We start from the raw sequence: 10,079 nt of genomic DNA, 5'->3' as shown, positions 1-10,079 counted from the left end.
GCGGATAGGACTATCCAATCCAGTACACTCATGAGAATGTTTTGGTGAATAAAAAGAATAACAGGATCAGTACAGCCAGCCAAACAGTCACCAACAGGTACCAGATCCACCATGCCCTGAATAACGGCGGCTTTTCATTTTCCATGAACAGGAACGGAGGTTTAATTACGAATTGTTCAATTACGAATTACGAATGGATTGTGTTTTGTTAATGAACATGGTCCCCTGGTCGTAATTGATAATGGCGTAATAACGTGATTGAATTACAGTGAATTAAGAATACTTCCTTAGCTATTCTATTATTGATAACTACATTACGAACTTCATATACAAATTACAAACCTACGTACTTCAGGTACTTCCCTCATTCGTAATTCGTAATTGAACAATTCGTAATTGAACCTATCTTCTCCTCAACAATCCTCCCCCTAAAAGCCCCAGCGCCAAACCAATGAACAGGCCTACCTGCACACGTTTGATCACAATGCCTATAATAAGCCCCAGCGCTATACACAAACCGGCGGCAATGGTAAGGCGGGGGCGGTTTTCCTCGTGCTTTTTACTCATATTACTTTTTTGCCGAAATAAGATTTACAAATAAGCGGTATGCACCGGGTACACCTGCCGGCAGCTCACGGAAAAAGGCCAGGGAAGTATACACGTACCTGCCCTTACCATAATTGGCTACCAGGGTGCTGCCATCCAGCGGCTGCTCTCCTTTATCGTTCATGGCAAACAGCCTGCGGTATTCAGGCGCTGCATTTGACGTAAAGTATAAGCCCCGCTCCTGCACCCAGCCGTCAAAGTCCTGCTGCGTGATCTCGTTGGGATAATGCATTACTTCATCATTCGGCTGCAGCCAGGTCACTTTTGCATTTTCGTCCGTAACCCGGTCGCCACGGGAAAGGCTAAACGGATATGGACCCAGCTGGCTGGTAACCAGCGGCCCTACGGTATTGTATTGTATCAGCAGGGTGCCGCCGTTCTTAACATATTCCATTAAGCGGGGCTGCCAGTATTTTAAACGTTCATTGGTGTTATAAGCGCGTACGCCGGCAATAATAGCATCGTACTGCTGCAGGTGCCCGCCCATGATATCTTTTTCACCCAGCAGGGTTACTTCATAACCTACCTGCTGCAGGGAAGCGGCCACCAGGTCGCCGGCGCCGGCAATGTAACCCAGCTTGTTGCCATTGTGCTTTAAACGCAGGCTTACTACCCGCGCTGCTGCCTGCGGAAACAGGGTAATGGGCGGTATATGATCGTAGTGAATAGTTTGCAGGCTTTGCGTATATACGTGACCGTTTACAGTAGCCGCTACGTTAAACGTATCTACCCTGCTGCGGTCATTCGCATAAATTTGTACCGGCGCCAGGTTAAACTGCACTTCGGTTTCATCACCTTTATGGTTAAGGGTAAAGGATTGCTGCTCCGGGCTGGCTTTAAAACCACTGGGCACCTGTAGCTGTACGGTGCCATTGGTGCCATCTGCCATGGCCTTTAACTTTACTGTTACCGGCTGTGCCTTTGGTTCTGTGAAAATGAACACCTGGTTATTCAGGTTAGCCACCACGGGTGGCGCTATTACCAATGGCTCATACACCTCTCCTTTTACAGGATCGGTATGTTTGTATTGCAGCGGGCGTTGCACCGTAAAGGCCTGCCCGTCGATTTCCAAATGAATGGCTGCCTGTAAGGCCGGTATATTTTCCGGGCGGCCTACCAGCTGCTGATCAGCTATCTCATACATGCCCAGCGGATGTGGAGCAGCCAGCCAATAGGGCTGTGATAAAGCGGTATTAGCCGGTACAGTGATCATTTGCGGAATGCTCACAAACTGATCAAATTCCAGCTGTTTATTTAAAGTAGTATCCTTGTCCTGCAGCTGAATGCTTTGCAGGCGCACCGGCACATGGCTGTTATTGATCAGCTGCACGCTGGCCTGTAATGGCTTTCCGGGCACTGTTTCGGCGGTGGTGCTGTAAGCTTCCATCCATAAACCGGCGCAGGCCAGCACCAGCTGTTCTGTTTCTTTCAGCTTCTGCGTTTTCCAGTAGCTATCCGGTAAGGCGCTAATGGCTTTTCGTATAGCCAGCAGCGCGGGTACGGATGCTGCGGGATCTTCTACCTGGTAAGCGGCAATCACTTTATCTACCATTTCCCCGATGGCTTTACCGCCGGGTACACGGCTCCAGGAAGTATTCACGCCATCCATGAGGCTTTGTTTAGGCGCCTCGCCCTGAATAGTGGTAAAGTATTCCAGGGAGCTGCCGCGGGTGGCGGCTACGCCAAAACCCTGGCTCTTGTGCTGGGAGCGGCTTTCGGCGGCTATTTCCCCATATCCCCTGCCCAGCAGCACGTTAAAGGCGCCTACATCTATCTTGTATTGATCGGGCGCCGTAGTATTATTACCTCCAAAGTTGAAGGTGTTCCATAACAGGCGTTTGACCTGCCAGGGCTTTACGAATTTCAATTGTTCCGGAAAACGTTTAGGATCGGCAGCTGCGGCAAAAGCTTCTGCGGCCAGCATAGCGGAACCGGTATGGTGCCCATGCCCTGCCCTGCTATCTGCCGGGAAACGGCAAATGATCACATCCGGCTGGAACTGGCGGATCACCCAAACGGCATCGGCCAGGATCTTTTCCCGGTCCCAGATGGAAAAAGTTTCCTGCGGGTTCTTGGAAAAGCCGAAGTCCTGCGCACGGGTAAAGAACTGCTCTGCACCATCAATACGGCGGGCAGACAGCAGCTCCTGGGTGCGGATCAGGCCCAGTAACTCTCCCTGCTCATTCCCTACCAGGTTTTGCCCGCCATCGCCACGGGTGAGGGACAGGTAACCGGTGCGGTATAATTTCTCCTTAGCCAGGTAACCCAGCAGGCGGGTATTTTCATCATCCGGGTGAGCGGCCATGTATAACACGCTGCCCAGGGTATCCAGCTTACGGAGCTGCAATTTTATATCTGCTGCATTCAACACAGGCGAGGGCTGCGCCCATGCGGTTAGCTGGGCCGCCAGGGCGGTAAGTAATAAGCTGATCCTTACAAACATGTTGTTGATTCGTGGTTTTCAGATGGTCAAAAATAAGCATTAAATGTGCGAATGCACCGGTGGTATACCGTCAAATGTGAGAATGGACCGATAAAGGGATGAGTGGAGATCACTTCTTAAACATAAAGTACACGGCTGCCAGTATAAACACAAAGGAAACCAGGTAATTCCAGCGTAAAGGCTCTTTCAGGTAAAATACGGCAAACAGGCAAAACACGCTCAGGGTAACGATCTCCTGGATGGTTTTCAGCTGAAAACCGTTAAACCCTTCCTGCGATCCCAAACGGTTGGCCGGCACCATAAAACAGTATTCAAAAAAGGCAATGCCCCAGCTGATAAGGATCACCTTCCACAATGCCATGTCCTGGTGTTTAAGATGCCCATACCATGCAAAGGTCATGAAGGTGTTGGAGACTATGAGAAGAAGTACGGTGCGCATGCGTTTTAATTAATAATGAAGAATGAATAATTAATAATCGTTGTGCCGGTTGTAAAAGTGATCACTGGTATTACGGAGTAATTGTGAATGAAGGTAGTACTGTCATACGATTATTAATTCTTAATTATTCATTATTCATTTTTTTACCTGCCAGCAGGTACAGCACCGCCATGCGTATGGCCACGCCATTCTCAACCTGGTTGAGGATGATGGACTGGCCGGAATCTGCCACATCGGAATTGAGCTCTACCCCGCGGTTAATAGGCCCCGGGTGCATGATCACAATGTCTTTCTGCAGGCTGTCCAGCAGGCGGCGGTTTACGCCATATGCCAGGGAGTATTCCCGCAGGGAGGAGAACAGCGGGGTGTTCTGCCTTTCCAGCTGAATGCGCAGCACATTGGCCACATCGGCCCAGGCCAGCGCTTCGCGGATGTTATAGGTAACGTTTACGCCTAAAGCTTGTTCAAGGTGTTTAGGTATGAGTGTAGGCGGGCCTACTACGGTTACTTCTGCGCCCAGCTTTTTAAGGCAGTAAATGTTGGATAAGGCTACGCGGGAGTGCATGATATCGCCACAGATGGCTACTTTTTTGCCGGTAACGCTGCCCAGCTTTTCACGGATGGAGAATGCATCCAGCAGGGCCTGTGTGGGATGTTCGTTAATGCCATCGCCTGCATTTACAATGGGCGCCTGTATGTGTTTGGACAGGAAGTGCGGCGCGCCGCTGGCTGAATGCCGCATCACCACCATGTCTACCTTCATAGACAGGATGTTGTTAACGGTATCTATCAGCGTTTCGCCTTTAGAAACTGAAGAACCGGAAGCGGAGAAGTTGACCACATCCGCTCCCAGGCGCTTTTCCGCCAGCTCAAAAGAGATGCGGGTACGCGTGGAGTTCTCAAAAAATACATTCACAATAGTAGTATCACGCAAGGTTGGAACCTTCTTAATCGGGCGTTGTAACACCTCTTTAAACTGATCAGCTGTTTGAAAAACAAGCTCTATATCCTGACGTTCCAGATCGCGTATGCCGAGTAGATGTTTTACGGAGAGTGACATTCTAAGGTGCAAATATACAGGTGAAAATTAAAATCCGGCTACCGAATTTTTACTATTCCAGTATGATCACTTCATCTTTACCGTCGCGCTCCTGCCAGAGCACCCGTACTTTTTCACTGATAATAGCATCAATGGTACGGCCGGTATAGTCGGGCTGAATGGGCAGCTGGCGGGTAAAGCGGCGGTCTATCAGCACCAGCAGCTCCACCGTAGCCGGGCGGCCAAAATCCAGCATGGCATCCAGTGCAGAACGGATGGTACGGCCGGTGTACAGCACATCATCTATGAGCACTACCCGTTTATTCTCAATGGAAAAATCAATATCTGTTTCACTGGGTACATGCAAAGCCGTGCCCTTATTAAAGTCATCGCGGTAAAAGGTAATATCCAGCTTACCATAAGGGATGGGGGTACCTGGCAGCAGCTTTTGCAGGGTATGGTGGATCCTGTCTGACAGGTAGATACCCCGGGGCTGCAAGCCTATCAGCACCGTATGCTCAAACTGCAAATGCGTTTCTATGAGCTGGTGGCAAAGCCGGTCTATAGTAATGGCCAACTGCGTTCCATTCAGTATGGTTTTCAATGCTTGTAAGTTTAAGGACCAAAAATAATAATTAAAACGCATTCACACTTTTTAACATTCCCTAAGGAAACAAATAACATTCTTTAACAATGTAATAGCGGTTTACTGTTTAGATTGCTGGCTGTTAATCAATCTATATTCACTCACTCAAAACCCATTTACCGTATGCGAAAAATTCTATCATTAGTTTGTATGGTAACCCTTTTCTTGTTTGTTCAATCCCAGGCCCGGGCGCAGGAACAAGAGCCGTTTAAGAAGAATTTGATCGGAGGCAGCCTTGCCTTTTTTACCTCCAATGCTGCTGGCACAGATCCCAACGGTGGTAATTATGATGGGAATACCTTTGCTGTTTATACAACCTATATTCATTATTTAAAGAAAAATATAGGTATAGGCGCATCCGTTGGGTACAATCATAGTACAACGGAGTACCAGAATCCCGTTAGCTCGTATAAAATAACCAGCTACGTTTTCCGGCCTTTCATCCGTTTTGATATCCCCCTCTGGCAAAGCCGCTTCTCTATTTTTAATGACCTGGGCATTGGCGGCGATTATTCCAAAACGGTGAACGACGCAGGTACCGCTGAGGAGCTAAAGCGCAATAACTGGGGGCTGGAAGCATTTTATAACCCCGGATTAATGTTCCGGCTTAAAAGTAACATCTCGCTACAGGCATCTTTTGCTTCCCTGGTGAGCTATAGCTACAGGAACCGGGGAACTGCGGGCGCCTATTCCCATTCCTTTGGCATTACGCCTAATCATAGTTTTAACGATCTGCAGTTCGGTATCAACTTTCTGTTTTAACTTGCTGCCTGTACCGGTTGTGTTGCCTTTACCGGCCGTACAACTTAAATACATGGCTTATGCAACTCAGAAAATTCAGGCTTAGCAGCCTGCTGCTGGCAGGGATCCTGCTGTTAGGCAGCTGCTCTTCGCACTCCCAGGTAAAGGTAGGCTCTAAGGTGCCGGTGTTCCGGTTAAAAGACCAGGATGGAAATGTATTTGACCTTTCAACGGTCTTAGGCAAGCAGCCGTTAGTCATTTACTTTTATCCGAAAGATGAAACCAGCATCTGTACCAGGGAAGCCTGCTCTTTCCGGGATGCGTTTGAACAGTTTAAACAGTACGGCGCTAAAGTAATCGGGATCAGTAACGATGGCGTGCAATCCCACAAGGCATTTGCACAACACCATCAGCTGCCTTTTACTTTATTAAGCGATACGGCCAATGATGTACGGAAATTATTTGGTGTGCCTAAAACCTTTGTATTCCCCGGGCGGGTAACGTATGTGGTGGATAAGAACGGCGTGGTGGTGCACCAGTTCAACTCCATGCGGGATGCGGAGAAGCATGTGAGTGAGGCGCTGGCAACGCTGAAGGGAATGAAGAATTAATAATGAATAATTAAGAATTAATAATCGTGGGATAGTTAGATCGCGAAATGTGATCGCTGCAATTATAAACGAAAAAGTCCTGCATATAACACGCAGGACTTTTTCTATTGATGAACTAATATTAATTATTAATTATTAATTATTAATTATTAATTACAAGCTGAACGCTTTCTTCACCTGATCAACATAATCCAGCTTCTCCCAGGTGAACAGCTCAACTTCTACTTTCTTCTCTGTTTGCTTGCCTTTGTTAAACACCTTGGTTACTACCTGGCTATCGCGGCCCATGTGGCCATAAGCAGCAGTTTCACTGTAGATAGGATTACGCAGCTTTAACCTTTGCTCAATAGAGTAAGGACGCAGGTCGAAGATCTCCTCTACCTTGCGGGCAATATCACCATCATTCAGGTTCACTTTTGCAGTACCGTAGGTATTGATGTACAAACCGCAGGGTTTAGCTACACCAATAGCGTAAGATACCTGCACCAGCACCTCATCGCACAAACCGGCAGCTACCAGGTTCTTGGCTATGTGGCGGGTGGCATATGCGGCAGAACGGTCTACCTTGGAAGGATCTTTACCGGAGAAAGCGCCACCACCGTGTGCACCTTTACCGCCATAGGTATCCACAATGATCTTACGGCCGGTTAAGCCGGTATCACCATGCGGGCCGCCTATTACAAACTTGCCGGTAGGGTTAATGTGGTAAGTGATCTTATCGTTGAACAGGGTTTGCAGCTCCGGTTTCAGCTTGGCTTTTACGCGGGGTACTACAATCTTGATCATATCTTCCTTGATCTTGGCCAGCATCTGCTCGTCCTTATCAAAATCATCGTGCTGGGTAGATATAACGATGGTGTCTATACGCACCGGTTTGTTATCGTCGGAATATTCAATAGTTACCTGTGATTTAGCATCGGGGCGCAGGTATTTGATCTCTTTATTCTCGCGGCGTACAGCAGCCAGCTCCAGCAGCAGCTTATGCGCCAGGTCAAGGGCCAGGGGCATATAGTTATCTGTTTCGCGGCTGGCATAACCAAACATCATGCCCTGGTCGCCGGCGCCCTGCTCTTCAGGATTCTTACGGTCTACGCCCTGGTTAATGTCAGGTGACTGTTCGTGGATAGCCGACAGGATACCGCAGCTATTGGCTTCAAACATATACTCGCTCTTGGTGTAGCCGATCTTGCGGATCACCTCACGGGCAATGTCCTGCACATCCAGGTACGCGTCTGATTTTACTTCACCTGCCAGCACTACCTGACCGGTAGTTACCAGTGTTTCGCAGGCAACCTTTGACTTTGCATCGTATGCAAGAAAATGATCGATCAGCGCATCGGAGATTTGATCGGCAACTTTGTCCGGATGTCCTTCAGATACAGATTCTGACGTAAATAAATAAGGCATAAAATATCCGTGTTTCGTTTTAAAGTTTCGTATAAATGATCCTCAGTTTCAGATTAAACTGGGAGTGGTTGCCTCCGCCTGCTCTTACACGATGCACATCAATATTCCTGGGTGAAAGCGCCTCCAGCTTAAAGCTTGTATTGGTTTCCTGTTTACGCAACAAACGCTGCATATACCGGGAAATGTTAAACTTGTATTGTGTATACTTCATCCCGCCAAACAGGGTTACCACTGTTTTGTCGCCACCAAAATATGGCTGGTTAGGATTACTGGGGTTTCCGTAATCGATGAGGGGCCTGGTGGTGTCCCCGCTTACGTACTGCTGTAAAAATAGGAAATCCGGCGCAGAATAAATATCATTTAGATCTGAAGGTGCAGGTGTAATTTCCGATACTACCAGCTCCGCCTTATTAATAACCGCGTTGGGGAAGTTTTCCAGGTTGGGTATGGTCACTTTGGTGAACAGGCCCGGTGCATCTTCCAGGAAGATGATACTATCCCCTGCCGGCGTATTGGTATTAATATACTGTGCGGCCTGTGAGCCTGCATGGTTGCGTACAAAGTAATTGGCATGTGCGGTAAAACCGGCGGCAAAGGGAAAGCTGGCGCTCAGTGAATCGTTCTCCGTGTTCTTATAGAACAGGCGGATGCGGGTCACCGGATCGTTCAGGTTCAGGTACAGCATGGTACGGTTGGTAGCCAGCGTGGTATCCGGAACAATGGCCAGCCCTTTCAGGAAAGCGTAAAAGGAAGAATCGTTTTTAAAACCGGTGGTAGCGGTTTGCTGCAGGAACTGGTTACCCAGCGCAGTGCTTAACCGGATACGCAGCTGCGGCGCCTCTTTAGCGCCGTAAACAGATACGGAATCCTTTAAGGTACGCGGTACCACAGTGGCGGTGCCCAGCAGCTCACCGGCACTATATTTTAAAGCCTGGTAATAACGGTAGTTGGAATCTATCTTAAAATCCGGTTCCGCCATGCGGTACACCCTGAAGGTTTGGGCGGCCATGGAATCCCCATAGAAACCCCGGTAGGCAATGCTCAGTACAATTGAATCCAGCGTTTGGCCGGTGCCGGCAAAGCTGTAGGCATTACTGGGCAGGCTCATTTGCGTATATACGAAACCGTGGGCACGGCCAAATAAAGGATCGCCCACGATAGAACCCAGCACTTTGGAATAGTTACCCTGGCCGGTATATACAGCGGAATCTGTTTTCCAGATGTTCTGTGTAATGATACCGGTGAGGGTGGTATCAACCCCATTTACGAAATCCTGACCGGGTATAAGCTCATTTCCTAAAATGGTAGCTTCATTACATCCCGATCCGGCATACATAGTAATAAAAAAAGCTGCTATCAGTCCCAGATTCCTTATAATAACTCTCACGCGCGATGTTTTGTGGGTTTTAATTTAGTCCATGGTCCATAGTCGATGGTCCATGGCTTACTCCGAAGAGCGAATATAACGCAAACTGCTATGGACTATGGACCATCGGCTATGGACTCTTTTACTTCCCCATCAGCTGGTTATACAGCTGCAGGTAGTCGGCCAGGTCTTCGTTGTCTTTTTTATATGGGAGAATGATCTTACCCTTTTCCCCCTTTATTTCCTCAACCAGTTTTTTATCGGCTTTATCGCCGGCTACTACTACGGCATCGGCATATTTGGCGGCGCCGCGGTTTAGCGCAGCGTTGGTGCCTTCTTTATACAGCTCAATATCCTTTTCCTTGATCAGGTTACTGATGGTAGCCTTCTTTACAAAAGTGGGGCCCAGTTTTTCCTTAAAACCATTGGGTTCCAGTGAGTACACTACTTTGGAGTGTGCAAACACCGCTTCTTTTTTGTAGGCGGTTTTCAGGTACATCGGTATCAGTGAGGTCATCCAGCCACTGCAATGAATGATGTCCGGCGGCCAGCCAAATTTCTTCACGGTTTCCAATGCTCCCTTGCAGAAAAATACGGCGCGGGCGGCATTATCGTCATAAAACTGTTCGTTTTCGTCGGCGAAAACGGCTTTGCGCTTGAAATAATCTTCATTGTCCAGGAAATACACCTGCAAACGGGCGCTTGGCAAAGAGGCCACTTTAATGATCAGCGGATAATCATCGTTATCTATCACAATATTGATCCCTGACAGCCTTACCAC

10 protein-coding genes are annotated in these 10,079 nt (G+C 48.2%); 2 read left to right on the top strand and 8 right to left on the bottom strand.

Going from position 1 to position 10,079, the window contains the following annotated elements:
• Window positions 1-402: 402 nt before the first annotated feature.
• The 5 genes from VIM87_RS12490 to pyrR all read right to left on the bottom strand — a co-directional run bounded on the left by VIM87_RS12490 (window position 403) and on the right by pyrR (window position 5,131).
• Window positions 403-567: a hypothetical protein gene (locus VIM87_RS12490; protein WP_156093023.1), complete on the bottom strand. Its 165-nt coding sequence runs from the start codon at window positions 565-567 to the stop codon at window positions 403-405.
• A gap of 1 nt (window position 568) precedes the next feature.
• The gene (locus VIM87_RS12485) at window positions 569-3,049 is read right to left on the bottom strand and encodes a PIG-L family deacetylase (protein ID WP_331997315.1); all 2,481 of its coding nucleotides are present in this window, start codon (window positions 3,047-3,049) and stop codon (window positions 569-571) included.
• 109 nt (window positions 3,050-3,158) lie between these two features.
• A complete protein-coding gene (locus tag VIM87_RS12480) occupies window positions 3,159-3,488 on the bottom strand; it encodes a DMT family protein (RefSeq protein ID WP_089917059.1) in 330 nt (109 codons plus the stop codon).
• A gap of 124 nt (window positions 3,489-3,612) precedes the next feature.
• Window positions 3,613-4,548: an aspartate carbamoyltransferase catalytic subunit gene (locus tag VIM87_RS12475; protein ID WP_331997314.1), complete on the bottom strand. Its 936-nt coding sequence runs from the start codon at window positions 4,546-4,548 to the stop codon at window positions 3,613-3,615.
• A gap of 52 nt (window positions 4,549-4,600) precedes the next feature.
• Window positions 4,601-5,131: a bifunctional pyr operon transcriptional regulator/uracil phosphoribosyltransferase PyrR gene (pyrR, locus tag VIM87_RS12470; RefSeq protein ID WP_331997313.1), complete on the bottom strand. Its 531-nt coding sequence runs from the start codon at window positions 5,129-5,131 to the stop codon at window positions 4,601-4,603.
• Window positions 5,132-5,296: 165 nt separating this feature from the next.
• Between pyrR and VIM87_RS12465 the strand changes: the two genes are divergently transcribed.
• Window positions 5,297-5,935, top strand: a complete 639-nt coding sequence (locus tag VIM87_RS12465) for an outer membrane beta-barrel protein (protein ID WP_331997312.1) — start codon at window positions 5,297-5,299, stop codon at window positions 5,933-5,935.
• Between the two features lie 59 nt (window positions 5,936-5,994).
• The gene (locus VIM87_RS12460; protein ID WP_331997311.1) at window positions 5,995-6,525 is read left to right on the top strand and encodes a peroxiredoxin; all 531 of its coding nucleotides are present in this window, start codon (window positions 5,995-5,997) and stop codon (window positions 6,523-6,525) included.
• 153 nt (window positions 6,526-6,678) lie between these two features.
• On the opposite strand, the gene metK is transcribed toward VIM87_RS12460, so the two are convergent.
• From metK to VIM87_RS12445, 3 genes are all read right to left on the bottom strand, one after another.
• Entirely contained in the window at window positions 6,679-7,932 is a 1,254-nt protein-coding gene (gene metK, locus VIM87_RS12455) for a methionine adenosyltransferase (RefSeq protein WP_331997310.1), read from the bottom strand.
• A 19-nt stretch (window positions 7,933-7,951) separates the two neighbouring features.
• Window positions 7,952-9,319, bottom strand: a complete 1,368-nt coding sequence (locus tag VIM87_RS12450) for a DUF4270 family protein (RefSeq protein WP_331997309.1) — start codon at window positions 9,317-9,319, stop codon at window positions 7,952-7,954.
• Between the two features lie 121 nt (window positions 9,320-9,440).
• The coding region (locus tag VIM87_RS12445) for a glycogen/starch synthase (protein WP_331997308.1) at window positions 9,441-10,079 on the bottom strand (639 nt) is incomplete at its 5' end.

The sequence above is a fragment of the Chitinophaga sp. genome (assembly GCF_036569125.1).
Lineage (GTDB): Bacteria > Bacteroidota > Bacteroidia > Chitinophagales > Chitinophagaceae > Chitinophaga.
This window is presented reverse-complemented; position numbering and strand designations above follow the sequence as displayed.

Bases quoted from the DNA above. Each gene is read 5' to 3' on its own strand.
- VIM87_RS12490 (WP_156093023.1), bottom strand. From the start codon at position 567: ATGAGTAAAAAGCACGAGGAAAACCGCCCCCGCCTTACCATTGCCGCC.
- VIM87_RS12465 (WP_331997312.1), top strand. From the start codon at position 5,297: ATGCGAAAAATTCTATCATTAGTTTGTATGGTAACCCTTTTCTTGTTT.
- VIM87_RS12460 (WP_331997311.1), top strand. From the start codon at position 5,995: ATGCAACTCAGAAAATTCAGGCTTAGCAGCCTGCTGCTGGCAGGGATC.
- VIM87_RS12475 (WP_331997314.1), bottom strand. From the start codon at position 4,548: ATGTCACTCTCCGTAAAACATCTACTCGGCATACGCGATCTGGAACGT.
- VIM87_RS12485 (WP_331997315.1), bottom strand. From the start codon at position 3,049: ATGTTTGTAAGGATCAGCTTATTACTTACCGCCCTGGCGGCCCAGCTA.
- VIM87_RS12480 (WP_089917059.1), bottom strand. From the start codon at position 3,488: ATGCGCACCGTACTTCTTCTCATAGTCTCCAACACCTTCATGACCTTT.
- metK (WP_331997310.1), bottom strand. From the start codon at position 7,932: ATGCCTTATTTATTTACGTCAGAATCTGTATCTGAAGGACATCCGGAC.